The sequence below is a fragment of the Paenibacillus sp. BGI2013 genome (genome assembly GCF_002843485.1).
Lineage (GTDB): Bacteria > Bacillota > Bacilli > Paenibacillales > Paenibacillaceae > Paenibacillus > Paenibacillus amylolyticus.
In genome coordinates, this window is record NZ_PJFA01000023.1 from 42,776 (window position 1) to 59,916 (window position 17,141).

The 17,141-nt window shown below is 47.1% G+C and carries 16 protein-coding genes and 1 riboswitch; of the genes, 10 read left to right on the forward strand and 6 right to left on the reverse strand.

Going from position 1 to position 17,141, the window contains the following annotated elements:
• Positions 1-159: 159 nt before the first annotated feature.
• On the reverse strand, positions 160-771 hold the full coding sequence (locus CXK86_RS30540; RefSeq protein WP_036614138.1) for a superoxide dismutase: 612 nt from the start codon (positions 769-771) through the stop codon (positions 160-162).
• Positions 772-1,191: 420 nt separating this feature from the next.
• Between CXK86_RS30540 and CXK86_RS30545 the strand changes: the two genes are divergently transcribed.
• The 8 genes from CXK86_RS30545 (at position 1,192) to CXK86_RS30580 (ending at position 8,062) form a co-directional block, all read left to right on the forward strand.
• The gene (locus tag CXK86_RS30545; protein WP_017690782.1) at positions 1,192-1,617 is read left to right on the forward strand and encodes a GNAT family N-acetyltransferase; all 426 of its coding nucleotides are present in this window, start codon (positions 1,192-1,194) and stop codon (positions 1,615-1,617) included.
• Positions 1,618-1,964: 347 nt separating this feature from the next.
• Positions 1,965-2,549 carry a signal peptidase I gene (lepB, locus tag CXK86_RS30550; protein ID WP_076254806.1) on the forward strand — a complete coding sequence of 195 codons (585 nt, stop codon included), beginning with the start codon at positions 1,965-1,967 and terminating at the stop codon, positions 2,547-2,549.
• 171 nt (positions 2,550-2,720) lie between these two features.
• Positions 2,721-4,601: a tRNA epoxyqueuosine(34) reductase QueG gene (queG, locus tag CXK86_RS30555; protein WP_076254742.1), complete on the forward strand. Its 1,881-nt coding sequence runs from the start codon at positions 2,721-2,723 to the stop codon at positions 4,599-4,601.
• A 15-nt stretch (positions 4,602-4,616) separates the two neighbouring features.
• Complete coding sequence (locus tag CXK86_RS30560; protein ID WP_076254740.1) at positions 4,617-5,648, forward strand: HD-GYP domain-containing protein; 1,032 nt, start codon at positions 4,617-4,619, stop codon at positions 5,646-5,648.
• 165 nt (positions 5,649-5,813) lie between these two features.
• Entirely contained in the window at positions 5,814-6,077 is a 264-nt protein-coding gene (locus CXK86_RS30565) for a YneF family protein (protein WP_017690778.1), read from the forward strand.
• Positions 6,078-6,129: 52 nt separating this feature from the next.
• Complete coding sequence (folE, locus tag CXK86_RS30570) at positions 6,130-6,723, forward strand: GTP cyclohydrolase I FolE (protein WP_036668229.1); 594 nt, start codon at positions 6,130-6,132, stop codon at positions 6,721-6,723.
• 189 nt (positions 6,724-6,912) lie between these two features.
• Complete coding sequence (locus tag CXK86_RS30575; protein ID WP_083685176.1) at positions 6,913-7,767, forward strand: lipoate--protein ligase family protein; 855 nt, start codon at positions 6,913-6,915, stop codon at positions 7,765-7,767.
• A 70-nt stretch (positions 7,768-7,837) separates the two neighbouring features.
• Complete coding sequence (locus CXK86_RS30580; RefSeq protein WP_036614132.1) at positions 7,838-8,062, forward strand: hypothetical protein; 225 nt, start codon at positions 7,838-7,840, stop codon at positions 8,060-8,062.
• 148 nt (positions 8,063-8,210) lie between these two features.
• Here CXK86_RS30580 and CXK86_RS30585 read toward each other — a convergent pair whose 3' ends face one another.
• Together CXK86_RS30585 and CXK86_RS30590 are read right to left on the reverse strand one after the other, a co-directional pair.
• Positions 8,211-9,491, reverse strand: a complete 1,281-nt coding sequence (locus CXK86_RS30585; RefSeq protein ID WP_076254738.1) for a Fe-Mn family superoxide dismutase — start codon at positions 9,489-9,491, stop codon at positions 8,211-8,213.
• Between the two features lie 149 nt (positions 9,492-9,640).
• The gene (locus tag CXK86_RS30590; protein ID WP_036614129.1) at positions 9,641-10,666 is read right to left on the reverse strand and encodes an alpha/beta hydrolase; all 1,026 of its coding nucleotides are present in this window, start codon (positions 10,664-10,666) and stop codon (positions 9,641-9,643) included.
• A 359-nt stretch (positions 10,667-11,025) separates the two neighbouring features.
• On the opposite strand from CXK86_RS30590, the gene CXK86_RS30595 reads away from it, so the two are divergent.
• Together CXK86_RS30595 and thiC are read left to right on the forward strand one after the other, a co-directional pair.
• Positions 11,026-11,769, forward strand: a complete 744-nt coding sequence (locus CXK86_RS30595; protein ID WP_017690772.1) for an IclR family transcriptional regulator — start codon at positions 11,026-11,028, stop codon at positions 11,767-11,769.
• A 149-nt stretch (positions 11,770-11,918) separates the two neighbouring features.
• Positions 11,919-12,032: riboswitch (TPP riboswitch) on the forward strand.
• 418 nt (positions 12,033-12,450) lie between these two features.
• On the forward strand, positions 12,451-14,235 hold the full coding sequence (gene thiC / locus CXK86_RS30600) for a phosphomethylpyrimidine synthase ThiC (RefSeq protein WP_083685185.1): 1,785 nt from the start codon (positions 12,451-12,453) through the stop codon (positions 14,233-14,235).
• Between the two features lie 362 nt (positions 14,236-14,597).
• Here thiC and CXK86_RS32855 read toward each other — a convergent pair whose 3' ends face one another.
• The 3 genes from CXK86_RS32855 to CXK86_RS32365 all read right to left on the reverse strand — a co-directional run bounded on the left by CXK86_RS32855 (position 14,598) and on the right by CXK86_RS32365 (position 16,643).
• Positions 14,598-15,374 (reverse strand): hypothetical protein, encoded by a 777-nt coding sequence (locus CXK86_RS32855; RefSeq protein ID WP_101315048.1) that lies wholly within the window; start codon positions 15,372-15,374, stop codon positions 14,598-14,600.
• Positions 15,375-15,603: 229 nt separating this feature from the next.
• On the reverse strand, positions 15,604-16,293 hold the full coding sequence (locus CXK86_RS30610; protein ID WP_076254736.1) for an aspartate/glutamate racemase family protein: 690 nt from the start codon (positions 16,291-16,293) through the stop codon (positions 15,604-15,606).
• Between the two features lie 182 nt (positions 16,294-16,475).
• The gene (locus CXK86_RS32365) at positions 16,476-16,643 is read right to left on the reverse strand and encodes a hypothetical protein (RefSeq protein WP_017690769.1); all 168 of its coding nucleotides are present in this window, start codon (positions 16,641-16,643) and stop codon (positions 16,476-16,478) included.
• Positions 16,644-17,141 lie beyond the last annotated feature (498 nt).

Here is a 17,141-nt window from a genome sequence, read left to right on the forward strand (position 1 = left end):
AGCGATACGATGAAATATGGAGCAATAACGTGTCCTGGGTTCGTTAGAAATAAAACACCCATTAACTATAACTATAGTGGTAGCAAAAAGAGAGCCTGATCACGGTCACGACGACCGAATCAGGCTCTCTTTTATGTTAACTGTTGCATGCTAACAGTCTTATTTTGCAGAAGCGTAACGTTTGTTCACTTCATCCCAGTTGATTACATTCCAGAAAGCGGCGATGTAGTCAGGACGTTTGTTTTGGTAGTTCAGGTAGTAAGCGTGCTCCCATACATCCAGACCCAGAACCGGAGTCAGACCTTCGAAGAGAGGGCTGTCTTGGTTAGGTGTGCTAGTGATGGACAACTTGCCATCTTTACCAACTACGAGCCAAGCCCAGCCGGAACCGAAACGAGTTGTAGCTGCTTTAGCGAAATCTTCTTTGAATTTATCAAAGCCACCCAGTTCGCTATCGATAGCTGCTGCGATATCGCCTGTAGGAGCGCCGCCGCCGTTAGGTCCGATGATTTCCCAGAACAGGCTGTGGTTAGCATGTCCACCACCATTGTTGCGAACCGCTGTGCGGATGCCTTCAGGTACGCTGTCAAGGTTAGCAATCAGATCTTCCAAGCTTTTCTCTTGCAGTTCAGGAGCGCTTTCCAGAGCTGCGTTCAAGTTAGTTACATAAGTATTGTGATGGCGATCGTGGTGGATTTCCATCGTTTTTGCATCGATATGTGGTTCCAGTGCGTCGTTAGCGTAAGGAAGTGCTGGTAATTGAAAAGTCATAATGAAATACCTCCTGAGATTTTAGGTTTTTTTGAAAACAGGTACATATGTAATAATACCCTTGCCACTAATATTAAACCGCATTCGAGCTAATTAAGCAACATTTTTGTTTATTAAGTCCCCCGAGGCGTTGATCTAATGATGGGCCAGAGATAACAAACATATTTTACCCTTTATGCAACTATTTATGTGTTTTCAGGCGTTTAAATGGATGGAAATTTTAATATCCGTATGTAAACGGTTACAATTAAGCGCTTTCAAAAGAAAATGCGTGTTTTATGGAGAAAAGTATGGTTTAATTGACGAAGAAGCGGTATTTTCTCGTTTTTTGTCATTATATGAACATTGGGTTTTTGGTAAAAAGGGATTCCCTTTTTGTAAAAAACCTCATCTAAGCTAACGAAAAGGGAGATTTAAGACATGCACGTTCGTTCCTTTCAGTTGAGTGATGCAAGCCAGATGACGGAGCTTCTCCAGGTTGCACTATCGGAAGAATGTTATGAGAACACGATGGGCCCGTTTGCCCGTCAATTGTCATGGGATTCTGACCTGATCATGGTTGCGGAAGAAGAGGGAGACCTCGTAGGCGCTTTGATCGGTACGATTGATCACAACCAGGGTTGTATCTACCGTATTGCGGTACATCCAGACTATCGTCGCCGTGGAGTCGGCAAAACACTTGTCGAGGCTATGGAACAGCGGTTCCAGCAGCGTAAAGTCAGCCAAGTATGGGTGGCGGGTGATGAGCACAACAAAGTAGCCATGCCTCTATATGAAGCAATGGGTTACGGTGCCAATCAGATTATGAGCGCTTTCCAGACTCTTAGTATTTTGTCCAAAGCTTAGTTTGCATGTTTAAAAAGAAATAAAAAAAAGATTTTCATTTCATATTAGGCATATCTCTTTAACGTGTAAGAACGTGAGGGATGTGCCTTTCTATTTATATGAGTGTTCTTCACGTCATATTCCTCTAGTTTCCTCATTTTCTGAACATGCTTCGGAGTCCCTGAATTCTATTTAAATCACCCTGACTATCCCGGCTGTATTCACGATAACCAAGGTATTGGTGCTCATAACCAATTGTTTCACTCTCCCAAATGGAGTAGACTGAAAGGGAGTATGGTTACCATATTACAAGTTTAATTCAACTATTTAATAAATGAGGTGTCCCTTTGAATTCCAATAATCATTCAATGGAACATGTGACTTCCGAGCAACGTAATGAACCGTCAAAGCCTGAACAATCGGGGAAATCCTGGGTTGTCGAGCTGTGGGACTGGGTCAAAACGATTGTTGTTGCTTTTGTAATTATGATGCTGCTGAACCTGTTTGTGTTTAATCTGTCAATGGTCAAGGGACAGTCCATGCAGCCGACACTGGTTGAGCGAGATCGCCTTTTCGTCAACAAAATCGTATACCATCTGGGTAATCCTTCCCGATCAGATGTGATCGTACTTCGTGATCCAAGCGAAGGTGTGGAGAAGAAGGGTTTTCTGGTGAAACGGATCGTTGGACTTCCGGGAGATACAATTGAAGTTAGGGATCACCATCTATATGTGAACGGCGAGCAACAAGCGGAAACGTACACCGATATTGAGGTGCAGGACCCAGATTTTGGCCCAATCACCTTGGAGCCGGATCATTTCTTCGTGATGGGGGATAATCGTCATGAAGGCAAAAGTAAGGATAGCCGAGTGTTTGGCAGTATTACATCCGACCAGATTGTAGGCAAAGCTGAATTTATTTTCTGGCCGTTTTCTGAATTGAAGAAATTGTAAAATGCTTACAGGACAACAACTTCAGACTGCATTTTGCGTTAAACCATATAGACTCGTTCCGTTTGAATTCAAGTATGTAAGGCATATATAGAAATTAACGCCTGTCCTCTTACCGTGAGGCGGGCGTTCACTATTTACGGAATAAGTGTCGGAAGAAGAGAGGGAAGAGAAATGACGAGCGTACAGACCGGGGCAGCACAGGATGCCTCCGTATGGGAGAAGTTAAAACAGGAGATCAAGGCAGCTGGCCCCGGACTGGGCATTGATGATATCGGTTTTGCTTCGGCTGATCCCTTTGTTTCCCTGAAGTCGCTGCTGGAGCAGTCGCGGGATAAAGGGTATGCTTCAGGTTTTGAAGAGCCGGATATTGAAAAAAGGGTGCACCCCGCCTTAAAAGATGGTGAGCCCGCTTCACTTATTGCAATAGCCGTGGCATACCCATCCAAAATGGTGAATCCGCCGAAATCGGAGCCTGGTGCGTATCGAGGCATTTTTGCCCGTTCGGCTTGGGGTCAGGATTATCATCAGGTCCTGCGTGCAGCGATGGACAAGTTGGTCAATTTTATAAAGGAACGCGTACCTGAAGCCATGATCGAAAGCATGGTAGACACCGGAGCATTGGTGGATCGTGCGGTGTCCCAGCGTGCGGGGATTGGTTTTAGCGCCAAAAACTGTGCCATTATATCACCAAAATTCGGTTCATGGATTTTCCTCGGGGAACTGGTAACAAATATTCCTTTTCAACCAGACACACCTGTGACCGAAGACTGCGGTGAATGTACAAAATGTATCGATGCCTGTCCTACAGGAGCATTAGTGGGGCCGGGGCAGTTGAATGCACAGCGTTGTATTTCTTTTGTAACCCAGACGAAAGGGTTCGTGGATGAAGAATTTATGCTGAAAATAGGTAACCGTCTGTACGGTTGTGACACGTGTCAGATTGTCTGTCCGAAGAACCGGGGTAAGAACTGGGATCACCATCCCGAGTTTCACCCCGATCCGGAGATTGTGAAGCCACTCCTACTGCCGCTGCTGGACATCGGTAACCGGGAATTCAAGGAACGTTTCGGTCAGAGTTCCGCCGCTTGGCGGGGCAAAAAGCCGATTCAACGTAACGCCGTTATTGCCCTGGGCAATTTCAAAGACAAAAGTGCTGTACCCAAACTTACAGAAGTACTAAAACGTGATCCGCGCCCCGAGTTGCGGGGAACCGCAGCTTGGGCGTTAAGCAGAATTGGAGGAGAAGACGCCATGAGAGCAATTGGGGAAGCTGCCGCTAACGAACAAGATGGGAACGTACTAAGCATGCTGCAGAAGGCCGAGGAGCGACTGAGTTCGTCCGAGACCTTACCCAAACAGCCACAGGCTGGGCAAGTGAGTGAGAAGCAGCCAGAGGAACAGAACAACGAGAACAATGCCTTACGTGCGTTACAACAGGATTTGAAAATGGAAGCCGGGATTGAACCGGGTAGTGAGCAGTCTGCACAGCCTGCCAAACCGGAAGCCGCAGCGTGGAAACCTTCAGCCGTTACGGGTCTTCATGGCAAGCCCGTATACTACGATGAGGTACTGACACCGATTGGTACTCTTACGTTATGCGCGACGGATGAAGGGCTGTGTCACATTGATTTTGGCGCCTTTCACGTACGCGAAGCTCATCTGCAACAATGGGCCCGCATCTGGATTGGCGAGTATCGATATGAGAAGAATGAAGAGAAGCTCAGCGAAGCTGCAAAGCAGTTAAAGGAGTATTTTGCAGGGGAGAGAAAAACGTTCGACTTGCAGCTTGATCGGCTTGGAACACCATTCCAGCTACAAGTATGGGAAGTTCTGTCCGATATATCTTATGGAGAGGCCTCATCACACCAACAGGTTGCGGAAATCATCGGCAGACCCAAGGCTGTTCGTGCAGTTCTGGACGCCATTAGCAAGAATCCGATTCCGATTATTATTCCCTGTCACCGTATCAGTGGTAAAGACGGTACCCTGGTGGGTTATGTAGGCGGTCTGCAAACCAAGGAGCAATTGCTCGCATTGGAGCAGCTATCGTAAGAGCGGGGGACGTTCATGAAGTATGTAAACGTGGAGAGCGTGGAAGCGGGAGAGCTTCTGGGCAAGACGGTATATTCCAGTAACGGCACGGTATTGCTGTCTGCCGGAGTCCAGCTCACCGTATACATGGTCAATACGCTGAAGCGTATTGGCGTGACCATGTTATACATCCAGGATGAAGCGTATAAAGATGTGGATGCAGAAGACATTCTGGATGAAACCACGAAACGGGCAATAATTAACGAAATGAGTGTCACACTCGAATCCATTCGATCCGGGAAAGACTGGAGTCCGAAAAAAGTTGCCCTCAGTATAGAGAAGTTGCTGAATGATGTACTGAACGGGCGTGAAATGCTTGTGCAGCTCACCGATATTCGTACCAAAGACAATGCACAGTATGTTCATGCGATGAATGTATGTTTGTTGTCTTCGGTCATCGGACTGAATATGGGACTCAATTATAATCAACTGAAGGACCTTGCTGTGGGGGCATTATTGCATGATATTGGCAAAGTGGGGGAACCTCCTGGCAGTGGCTCTGCTGCAAATTCTTCGCTGCACCATACATGGCTTGGATTCGAAGTGATTAAGAACAAACGGGAGTTCAGTCTGTTGGTCGCCCATACAGCCCTGCAACATCATGAGCATGTAGATGGTACAGGCATGCCGAGAGGGATCAAGGGGAGTGACATTCATCTGTTTGCGAGAATTGTTAGTGTGGCTAATATCTATGATAATCTCATTAATGGTTTATCCAAGGACAGTTTGATGCCACATGAGGCCTGTGAAGAGATGATGGCGTTATCTGGTACAAAGCTGGATCGGGACATTCTGATTGAGTTCAATAAGAGTGTATCCGTGTATCCCAATGGTACAGCGGTACGACTGTCCACCAAAGAGACTGGAGTCATTGTGCGTCAACATCGGGGATTGCCCGGCAGACCTGTAATCAGGGTGGCGCGCGGAAGTACGCGTTATTCTCTGGATGTGGTTGAAATCGATCTGGCTCAGCATACAACCGTTTTCATTGAAGCTGTCATGACGTAGCTTGTGTGCGGTTCAACTGGAAAATCCGTTTGCTCAAGGCGTGCGGAAATGCTATGATACTTTCAGGAAATCCGGTCTGTGTCAGGTTTGCAACTTATGTGTCGAACATCATGAAGTGACACGGATTATCAGGCTTTTTAGAATGCATACAGAGGTGTCTAAGAGATGGATATTGTTATACCGATTATTACATTGATTGTTGGTCTGGTCGGGGGATTTTTCATCGGGGTGTTCTACTTGCGTAAACAACTTGAGAAAATGCAAAGCAATCCGGACATGCTTCAGAAAATGGCGAAGCAAATGGGCTACAACCTGAATGGCAAGCAAATGCAGCGTGCCCAGCAGATGATGAAGAATCAGCAGCCAGGAGCGAAAATGCCTCAGCCGCAACAGCATCCTGCGCGTAAAAGTTCGGGCCGCCGAAAATAATAGCAGTGAATAACTGCTTACCTTATTGTGGTTCGAAAGGAGGCGTTTGGCAGTGGCTGGCGTTAAAGATTATTTGAATTCAAAAGTATCCGACAATCGGGAGAAGATCGAGTATCATGTAGAGCAGATCCTGAAATTGATCGGAGAAGATAGTACACGTGAAGGGCTGCTTGAAACGCCTGCACGTGTGACCCGAATGTATGAAGAAATTTTTGGCGGATATGAAGTAGACCCGCGCGATGTGCTCGGTGTCACGTTTGACGAGAATCATGAAGAACTGGTTATCGTCAAGGATATTGTCTACTACAGTCAGTGTGAGCACCACATGGCGCCGTTCTTCGGCAAGGTGCACATTGGGTATGTACCAAGCGGCAAGATCGTTGGTCTGAGCAAAATGGCTCGTCTGGTCGAAGCAGTAACACGTCGCCTTCAAGTGCAGGAACGTATTACTTCACAGATCGCTGACATTCTGACAGAGGCCGTTGAGCCTCATGGAGTTATGGTCGTTGTGGAAGGCGAGCACTTGTGCATGTGTTCCCGCGGCGTGAAGAAACCGGGAAGCAAGACGGTAACGTCTGCTGTACGTGGTTCTTTCCGTGAGAATCCGGCACAACGTGCAGAGTTCTTGTCTTTGGTAAAAGATTAAGATCTGGTATGTCCACTCGCTGGACAAGCCGGATGAGTAAGTTCCTTTGGTTTTGGAAGCAGCAGTTTTTAAGCCATAGGATATGATATAAATAAGCCGTGTTCCCTGGGAACCGGCTTATTTATATATGCGTTGTCATTCCTATATACTGGATACATATGAATTCGTGAAGCCGGAGGTAATGGAACAATGAGTGTACCTTCCCATTCAGATCAACCGGTTCAGCCGGAAAAGGGACTACAGGCAGATCAACAGGCTACATTGCGTCTGCAAATCTGGGAGACACCACTCTTGCGACAAGGGAGTAGTGTACTCGAAGCTTTTGCTTGGGAAGAAGTTATGTGCAGGCGGGTTGGGGCAGGGCATTTACCTGTTGCACATATATGGAGACACCCAGATGCCTTTGTAGCGGGTCTGCGTGACCGCAGGTTGCCACAGGCTGTAGAAGCGATGGAACAGATTAGAAGCCAAGGGACGGCGGTCTGTGTTCGGCCTTCCGGTGGAGCGGCAGTACCCTTGAATCCAGGGGTAGTTAATGTGTCGCTGATTCTGCCTAATCCCGGACATGCCATCAATATTCATGATGATTTCCGAGAGATGGCTTCGATTATTGCCGAGTCGCTAACGCCGTGGTCGAATCAGGCGCAAACTGGTGAGGTTCAGGGTGCTTTTTGCCCGGGAGATTATGATGTCAGTGTAGGTGGCCTAAAATTCTGTGGTATTGCCCAGCGCAGGCAGGCAAAGGCGTATATCATTACGGCTTTTATCATCGTGGAAGGTCAGGGAGATCAACTGGCAGCGGACGTGCGACAATTCTATCAGCATGCAGCAGGTGGGGCGAGTGAAGGATATCCTGATGTTCAGCCTGGCACGATGGCAAGTCTGAAAGAATTGGCAGGTGTACCTTCAGCCGCGGCATATACTGCGGCTTTGGTTCGAACACTACGGGATCGCTATCCACAGGCGGAGACCAGCAGGGTGCTTAGCGTTGGCTCTGAAGAAGTACGCCTGACAGCTGAGCAGATGAAGCTGCGATACGATTAACACTTTTTACTAGGGCTTGGAATTGGTTAATAGAGATGATATGATGTGATTTCGGAAGGAGAGTGTTAGGATGGACACATTGAGATATACGTATTTATATGAGGTTGTATCAACAGGCGAAAAATCCGAGTTCAGCCAAATGGCAACAAGCAAGGAAGAGGCTGCTGCACTGATCGTTGCACGTATAGCCGATCTGGAGTTTACAGATGAGTCTGATATCAAGCTGGGCGATCTGATCTCCATTAGCAAACAGGTTGGCGACAACTATGTGGCGTGCGAGGGCTGTGCTTCTTAAGTGAACATTTAGAAATAGGAAGTCTCTCAAAATACAAGCAAGTCTCTTCTTACAGGAGGCTTGCTTTTTTGTATACACCAAAAGAGATATCGTTCAGTCATTCGGCTGGAGATATCTCTTTTTTTCTCTAATCCATCTAACCCCAAGCTTAATAAGGCGGCCACAACAACTTGCGTGCCGTTTCGTAACGTTCGGCCACAGCGGGCCAGTAGACAACGTTCCACCAATCCTCGATATACTTTTTGCGTTCATTCTGATGTTTCAGATAGTAGGCATGTTCCCACACATCCAGTGGCAGGAGTGGTACGATATCGGACTGGGACAGGTTCTGGTGTTTTTCCGCCTGCAAAATCTCCAAACGATGTGCTCTCGGGCTCCAGACAAGCATCGCCCAGCCACTGCCTTCCACCTTGTTCGCGGCTTCTGTGAATTGATTCTTAAACGCTTCATAACTCCCGAAATCTCGCTTGATCTGCTCTGCGAGCATACCGGAAGGTTTGCCGCCGCCAGCAGGGTTCATAATTGTCCAGAAGATCGTATGCAGGTAGTGGCCTGCCCCGTTGAAGGCAAGTTCACGTTCCCAATGTTTGATGAGTTCAAAGTTATTCTTTTTTCGCGATTCCGCCAGCTTCTTCTCTGCTACATTCAGTCCGTCCACATAAGATTGATGGTGTTTGTCATGATGGATACGCATCGTCAGCTCATCAATATGTGGCTCCAGCGCATTGTACGCATAGGGGAGAGGCGGCAGTGTGTGTCCTCCAATGGGAACCGGCTTTTCTTTTACAGGAGGTGCTGTAGAGCTGGGTGTGGCTTGTGTTGTTCCGGTAGAAGACGGTTGAACGGTTGCGGATTGGATCTGAGCTGGAGCGGCAGGTGCATTTACATTTCCCTCTGGAGAAGTTGGAGCTTCTGAAGCTTGGCGATGGATGCTTCCTGACTCTGACGTATGCAGCGCATTTTCCAGAAAAAGTGATGGCTCCGAATCCGTCTCACGCAAGATGCCCGGTTGGCCAAGCGTATCCAATACACCCAGAAAATACTCCGACTCGCGGATAAAATGCAGAATGAGTACTTTGGCAAGCGGAACAGCTTGCACAGCAGCACTTTGCTCCAGAAGAACATACAGCTGTTTGATGAACTCTCTCGATTGCTGCCGAGCTGCCAACACAAGTTGATCGATACAACGAACCATGTAGGGAGCAGGTGGATGGGTTGCGGGCAATAGTTGTTTTAAAAGCTGATTGGCTACTCGCTCACTGTTTGCAAAGGTAACCTCCCATTCCTCCAATAGCTTGACGTATGGGGGCTCCAGATCAGGAACCAGGGCACGAATCACGAGTGTATGTTCTTTCTCCTGCTCTTTCCAAAAACGAATTTCCTCCAATGTTCGCAGAGGCAGCAGGTGACCATATCCATACCAGTTCATCTATGTTGAACCTCCTTCAGATGAAATTCATTGCATGCAGACCGTCTGTTCATGCGTCCCAAGAGTATATTCCGCGAGCTTGTTGTCCTATGAGTGCAAAAAAAAGAGCCCCTGAGGGCTCTGGAAAAAATTCAATGATTGAAATTTGGTTATTCTCCATTATTCGTGTTTTGCACATCGTCACTGCTTGTTTTCGTTACATGACTCAGGAAAGTTGAGACACGGCGCAGATATTCCTTTGGATGCTCCCGGAAGATCAACTCATGATGCGCATCCTGGACAATCCATACATCCGAGTACGGATTGGTCTGGTTGGCGGCGAGTTGCTCCGCAATTGGATAAGGCGCCTTCTCGTCCTCTGTACCATGGATGAAGAAAATCGGGAACGGATAATCTTCCTTTTTCACTTCCTGGTATGGAATCTGTTGTAATCCGGTACCATTCAGAACAGGGAACAACAGTTTCATGATCTCCAGTGTAGGCTGACGTGGCAGATCGATCTGGTTGTGAATGTTGTGGTACAGCGTATCTGGCTCCAGCAGGAACGCACTGTCCAGAATCATTGCATCCACTTCCTTCGTAATCAGTCCGGTTTGTAACGCTGTACCGGCACCCATCGAGAAACCCCAGACAACCAGTTCCTGCGCACCACGTTGCTTGGCGAACTGGATCGCACCGAGCAATTGCTGTGACTCAGCTTTGCCACCTGTGGCTACAGCTTTGTTCACCTGTGAGGCGAAGCCATAATCGAACATGACCACGTTGAACCCAAGTTGATGGGCATAGTGTGCCAGGTCATACATGGGTACCCATGTTTCTTCACGATTGGCACCATAGCCGTGACTGAAAATAATCGTTTTGCTTGCAGCATTGTCAGCAGGTATATACCATCCCTGCATCGTCCGGCTGCCATCTGCTGCCGGGAACGTGATGTCTTCGTACTTCATGTTCTTGGCTTGCATCGGATTGGAGAAGACTGGCGCTACCGTTGGATTGGATAATACCCATGCGATATAACCATGCAGTGCAATAAAACAAAACAGTAGAAAAAATACAACGGAGAGCAGCAACGCTACGATAATATGTTTGAACCGAATCAGCCTCGGTGATAGGGAAGAGGGCAGATCGGACACTTTTGTTTGCAGCGGGGCTTCGCTCTGGGATGATTGATACATGAATGCCCCTCCTTTGAAGTTCAGTTGAAGATAACAACGACATGAAAAGAGAATTGCGTCGATTTCAGAGCCTGCTTCAGAGCGATATCTTAATGTAATATATCTTTATCGTATGTTCCAATATAGTCAAAGTCAATTGATTGAGGGCATTTGTTACGCAATTGTTATATAGTTCTTAAGATATATGGGTAACATTACCTTAGTGTGTAAATTACAGGGGATTAAGTCTTATAAAAAGGGAAAATTTACACGTTGGCCTATTTTGATTTTGGCTCTTTTTGGTTTACAGATGAGACCGTTTCTCATATAATTTATGTAACCAAGTTTCATGTGATGAAACATGAGGAGGGCATTATGCCATGGAAGATCGCAAGTTAACCGTCCGGGCTGTGGAACGGGCGCTGGATATATTATTATGTTTTACCACACGCAGTGATCTGGGACTCACCGAAATTGCCAGCCAGATCGGCCTGCACAAAAGTACAGTCCACCGTTTGATGGCTACGCTGGAGGATCGAGGGTTCGTGATCCGCGATGCAGCAACAGAGAAGTACCGACTTGGCATCCGAATCTGGGAGCTGTCAGCTCATATGTCCCGCAGTGATGATCCCGCTATTCTGCTGTTGCCTGCGATGGAGCGACTGAGAGATCGATTGGGGGAGACCGTGAGTCTGTACCTGCGTGATGGGAGTGAACGGATTCGTATTCAGGCGGTGCAAAGTGATCAGGCGATCCGCCGAGTTGCTCCCGTTGGTGTTAGACTCCCGCTGTCTGTGGGGGCTTCCAGCAAAGTCCTGATGGCGTTTGCCACGGACGAGGATCGTGAAGAACTGATGAACGGGCCGGAATGGCCGGTGTTTATTGATCCCGCGGTGTATTTGGCGCAGATGGGAGATATCCGGGATAACGGATATGCGACGAGTTATGAGGAACGTGAGCCGGGAGCTGCCGCGGTATCGGTACCGATTATGGATCGCAGAGGCAATATTGCAGCCGCACTCTCGGTCTCAGGGCCTGTCAGCCGACTCTCACAGGAGACATTGCATGAATACGCACCTGTGTTGAAGGATGCTGCTACGCAAATGGGGCTCATGTTATCCTGATGTTGAGGTAAGTTTTTTCTCCAATAGAGTTTGATCATTTGGAATATAAAGGTTGTTTTTATGTTCCGGTTGCGCTACTCTGTAATGGACGGCCCAACGGGGCCAGCTTCATTGAATATGAACAGCGGCTTATGTAAGCCGCAACTTATTAACGTTACTGGGGGAGTCCGAATTGTCCGGACTGAGACGGAATCGCATGAGATTCCGGACCCTTTGCACCTGATCTGGATCATACCAGCGTAGGGAAGTAATCGGCGATATGACCACAACCACCACATGATGTGACCCTTGTAGGGCTCCGTTAAGGAGCTGCATAAAGGTGCATTATTGGTGATGGACATAAAAGTCGGTTCCTTCGGGGACCGGCTTTTTTATATACAGGGAACGGGCGATATAGCGCATACTCCATCGACTTCTTTTTCAATACCTGCGAAAGTGGGCTTGGATGAGGAGGGAAGTCACCATAGATCCATGATCTGTGCTGCCTTCCGGTCTGTTGTGAACTGTACATAAATTATGTCTCCCCTGGTCTGGTGTAGGATCGCTCTTTCTTCTCTGCATTGCGCATGATTTGGGACAGGTACGTAAGTGAGCTAATGACTATTCCAACCAAACAAGCGACGAACACTGAGGAGGAGACAAGCGAACATGAGTACAGGAAATCAAATGGGACAACAAGCGATGGAACGGGAACATAACGATCAGCAGGTGGAAAAGGAAACAAGCGCGGCCGGACGGGTTCAGCCTTTTCCGGGCAGCCGCAAAGTCTACATTCAGGGCTCACGGCCGGACATTGCTGTACCGGAACGTGAGATAGCCCTTCATGACACGAATACTCCCCAAGGGGTGGAGCATAACGAACCGCTGCGTGTCTATGATACGAGCGGCCCCATGACCGATCCCGCATTTCATGCGGATATCCGCGCAGGTTTGCCAGCCCTGCGCACCCGCTGGATCACAGAGCGTGGCGATGTTGAAGCTTATCAGGGTCGTACGGTTAAACCGGAGGATAACGGACTGAAGCCCGGAGGGAAGAGAGCTGGCGCTGAAGAGTACCCCGGATTACGAGGCAAACCGCTGCGGGCACAGCCAGGACGTTGTGTGACTCAGATGCATTACGCGAGGCAGGGAGTCATTACGGCAGAGATGGAATTCGCCGCCATTCGTGAAGGCGTGGAACCGGAATTTGTAAGGCAGGAGCTGGCGAGTGGACGGGCCATCCTGCCGTCCAACATCAATCACCCGGAGAGTGAGCCGATGTTGATTGGTCGTCATTTTCATGTGAAGATCAATGCCAATATAGGCAACTCTTCTGTATCTTCCTCCATCGAGGAAGAGGTGGAGAAGATGACTTGGGCGGTACGCTGGGGATCGGATACCGTGATGGATCTATCCACAGGCAAAAACATCCATACCACCCGGGAATGGATCATCCGTAATTCACCTGTGCCGATTGGTACGGTGCCGCTGTATCAGGCGCTGGAGAAGGTGAATGGCGAAGCGGAAGCGCTGACCTGGGAGTTGTACCGTGACACACTCATTGAGCAGGCAGAGCAGGGCGTGGACTACTTTACGATTCATGCAGGTGTACTGCTGCGTTATATCCCCATGACCGCCAAGCGAATGACAGGCATTGTGTCTCGGGGCGGTTCCATTATGGCAGCATGGTGTCTGGCGCATCATCAGGAGAATTTTTTGTATACCCATTTTGAAGAAATCTGTGAGATTATGAAAAGGTATGATGTAGCGTTTTCGCTGGGAGATGGACTTCGTCCAGGCAGTATCTACGATGCCAATGACGAGGCTCAGATGGCGGAACTGGCTACGCTCGGGGAACTGACGCAGATTGCGTGGAAGCACGATGTGCAGGTGATGATCGAAGGTCCTGGGCATGTGCCGATGCATAAGATCAAGGAGAATGTGGACTTGCAGATGGAGATCTGTAAAGAGGCACCGTTCTATACGTTGGGGCCGCTGACGACCGACATTGCCCCGGGTTACGATCACATCACATCCGCCATTGGTGCGGCCATGATTGGCTGGTTCGGCACGTCGATGCTCTGTTATGTTACGCCAAAAGAACATTTGGGCCTTCCCAATAAGGATGATGTGCGGGAAGGGGTTATAGCCTACAAGATCGCAGCTCATGCCGCCGATCTGGCGAAGGGACATCCACGTGCCCAGCGCCGCGATGACGCATTGTCCAAGGCACGCTTCGAGTTCCGTTGGCGGGACCAGTTCAACCTGTCGCTGGACCCGGAACGTGCGCTGTCCTACCATGATGAGACGCTGCCAGCAGAAGGGGCCAAAGAAGCTCATTTCTGCTCCATGTGCGGACCAAAGTTCTGTAGCATGCGCATCACGCAGGACATTCGTGCTTACGCTGCTGAACAGAAATTGCCCGAAGACGAGGCCGTAGCCGCAGGGATGCAGGCGAAGGCTGAGGAGTACCGGATGCGCTCCTAAGGGAGCCAAGTGATGAAGGTTTTTTTGAAGCTTTAAATTATAAATATTGATTAATGTTTGGACAAGGCCAAACCCGCTTCACCGTAACTCTTGGATTCAATCCAACTTACGCCAAATCTGAAATAGGATGCCTGCGATGACAAACAGCACGCCATCAGAAAGTTTAAGATTACTAGCATGTAGAAGTGCGGAAGAACCCATACCGACTAGGAACAAGATAAGAATATATAAAAATCGCATTAATTTATTCACCTCTCTTTTTGAGTGAAATGTGTAAAAGAGAACGATTTTTATATCGTTCTCTTTTGTGAATTTAAATTTACTCTACCTATATTACATAAACATATTTAACAAAGACTTTATTAATAATTAAAATTTTTAAGTGTACCTCTGGAATCATTATCAGCAGAGCCTGAGAAGCTAACCTCTAGAGCTCCAAAACTCAATCCTACACTGCCCGTACCTTTAATGTGGTAGTAATTGGATTGTATTTGAGATAGACCACTTTGATTTCCTTGCTTTTTATGTTCTATTGTAAAGACGGCAGAGGCAACCTGTTCTGTTATAATAATGCCCCCTTTGAGATCAGCATTGAATCCAACACCATTCTCACCAGTATATGAGAAATTACGTCCACTTCCTAAAGTTGTAAACGTAGAGTTTCCGCTATACTTGACTTTATCTTCATAATACCCAGAACCTGGAACTGTTCTCCAAATTTCTTTATCAAAAGAAGCGCCATAAGCATCAGATAAGCGCCAAAAAGGCATTGATTTCCACTTTCCTGTTAATGCAACCATAAACCGCTCACGATTATTAACATTATCAGTTCGAACTATGGTTATATAATAGTCAAATTGATCATCCTTGATATTTCCGAGTGGTCCAACCTCTCCGTTGAATTCAGGTGCTGAGGCTTTTTCATGAGCCACTACTTCAATTGATCCATCTTCTTTCGAAAGACTTTTCTTAAACTCAGGGCTCCAGGATTCTATTACTTCATAAGGAATACCCTGCTTTAATAAAGTTATATCCAATTTCACAGTTTTATTCTCTGCAGAAGCGAAAGCACTGGTAGGAATAAGTAATAGGCATAGACAGCAAACCAACAGTAACTTCGATAAACGCAATAATTTCAATGTAAAACCTCACCCTCTGAGTAATTTGTTAAATTATAACAATCTAAATTTATCATATAACCCTAGGTTTGTACACCTAAATTATGTATATTTAATTATTATTTTAGAAAATTAGGATTAATATGTATTTATGTAAATAATAAATTAAACATAATTAAATTTATGCTACTAACTCTTAACAAGATCACAGGAGCACATCCAATTTGTATCAATTAATTGTTTGATGCATCTACTCTCGAGCTAGTCCCAAATTCTTCTCCAAATACGCCGCAAGCAATGCCAGCGGGCTATGGATTGGAATACCGCGATCTCTTGCAACCTGTGCAGCTGCGGGAGCCATAGATAGTTGGGCTGCCACTACCGCTTTACCCGGATACTGCTCAGCAATCTGCTGTAAGCCTTCACGTACCGCTTCGAGATACCCTTGCTGATCTCCACGCATAATCAACTCAAATGTCCCAGGGATGCACACCGCTTCCGTCTGAGATGTCTTGGCAACGTGTAGTTGCTCATTCTCATCCTCTTGCTGTAATGCCTGATTCAACCGTGCCATCGTTCCTTCAACGGTTGCCGGGTTGGTGAATGCTATTATGTAATCTCCTGGTACTCGCCGCATCTCCTGCAATAACGGATCATCTATGCCGATCACAGGTACAGGGACCTGTGACGCTTCCTGCTCCAGTACTGTCGCAAACAGGGTGCAGGTGACCAGAATGGCATCGGCATGACACTCAGCGATCCATTGGAGCGTCTGGGCTACCTTCTCGTGAATGACAACCTCGGAAAAGTCAGCATCATGTTTAAGACGGTCCAGACCTGGATCGACGTAATGGACCAATTCAACTTCATAAGGAGCAAGCGTCTCTTCAATTAAGGCGATGTTGGAATAATGAGCGTGAAAACAACCAATGGTGGTCATGTGCTAAGTCCCCTTTAACAGTTCGTATATGTCATGGATCTTTTAGATATTTAAACCATTATAGAAACATGCCTGAGAACTGTACAGTCGTTTATGGCTCAACGCCAATAACCGCCCTTCCGCCAAGCTGCGGAAAGACGGTTGATAACCTGACTCGACTAGGGTCGGTCCGGTGTCCATTTTTATCTAAGGGAAGGAGAAGCATTTTTCTTCGCCATTTTTTGCTGTAAAATTTCATGAAAGGATAGACCTTGAGTGTTCTCATTCTCCTTTTTAGGAGCAGTGGTCGCCGTGTTGCGCGGATATTGGTGATGGTACGGGATCATTTGCTGAATAGGCATGCGGATCATCTTGGTTCCTCCTTTGATGCGTTTTTTTGGATTATGTATTTCGACTGGTTACCATGCCAGGTGCGCATATAGGTACATGTGACTTGTTAGACGAAATAAAAGAGTTTAAAGCATAATTCCAATTGGATTGTAGTGATTTTACCCGGTTTTAAGGAGATGTAAACGTTTTTAGGGAAATTCAGGAGAAAAGGACCTGATATGAAAGGTTTGATATGGGAGGATCGAATCGGTTGTTATGTGAATAGTCCCAATTTTAAGGAAGTCAATGGTACCCGCATATGAGGCATATTGTCTGGTTAAATGATGCAAAGCATGCTAACTAACTTGGTACCATGGTCGGGTTGTTTAGGGGATAATGTAGTTCCGGATATAACAAAAACCAGCTAATGTTTGTCAAGCATTTCTGGTTGGATGAGTTCTCTTTTCGTGGTATACTTTTTCCGACCAACACGAATAACCTCCACGGGTATGGAGGTTTTGGTTAAATATGGATTACAC

Bases quoted from the DNA above. Each gene is read 5' to 3' on its own strand.
- CXK86_RS30580 (WP_036614132.1), top strand. From the start codon at position 7,838: ATGGACACATTGAGATATACGTATTTATATGAGGTTGTATCAACAGGC.
- CXK86_RS30590 (WP_036614129.1), bottom strand. From the start codon at position 10,666: ATGTATCAATCATCCCAGAGCGAAGCCCCGCTGCAAACAAAAGTGTCC.
- lepB (WP_076254806.1), top strand. From the start codon at position 1,965: ATGGAACATGTGACTTCCGAGCAACGTAATGAACCGTCAAAGCCTGAA.
- CXK86_RS30585 (WP_076254738.1), bottom strand. From the start codon at position 9,491: ATGAACTGGTATGGATATGGTCACCTGCTGCCTCTGCGAACATTGGAG.
- CXK86_RS32365 (WP_017690769.1), bottom strand. From the start codon at position 16,643: ATGATCCGCATGCCTATTCAGCAAATGATCCCGTACCATCACCAATAT.
- CXK86_RS30575 (WP_083685176.1), top strand. From the start codon at position 6,913: ATGAGTGTACCTTCCCATTCAGATCAACCGGTTCAGCCGGAAAAGGGA.
- queG (WP_076254742.1), top strand. From the start codon at position 2,721: ATGACGAGCGTACAGACCGGGGCAGCACAGGATGCCTCCGTATGGGAG.
- CXK86_RS30565 (WP_017690778.1), top strand. From the start codon at position 5,814: ATGGATATTGTTATACCGATTATTACATTGATTGTTGGTCTGGTCGGG.
- CXK86_RS30540 (WP_036614138.1), bottom strand. From the start codon at position 771: ATGACTTTTCAATTACCAGCACTTCCTTACGCTAACGACGCACTGGAA.
- CXK86_RS30595 (WP_017690772.1), top strand. From the start codon at position 11,026: ATGGAAGATCGCAAGTTAACCGTCCGGGCTGTGGAACGGGCGCTGGAT.
- thiC (WP_083685185.1), top strand. From the start codon at position 12,451: ATGGAACGGGAACATAACGATCAGCAGGTGGAAAAGGAAACAAGCGCG.
- CXK86_RS30610 (WP_076254736.1), bottom strand. From the start codon at position 16,293: ATGACCACCATTGGTTGTTTTCACGCTCATTATTCCAACATCGCCTTA.
- CXK86_RS30545 (WP_017690782.1), top strand. From the start codon at position 1,192: ATGCACGTTCGTTCCTTTCAGTTGAGTGATGCAAGCCAGATGACGGAG.
- CXK86_RS30560 (WP_076254740.1), top strand. From the start codon at position 4,617: ATGAAGTATGTAAACGTGGAGAGCGTGGAAGCGGGAGAGCTTCTGGGC.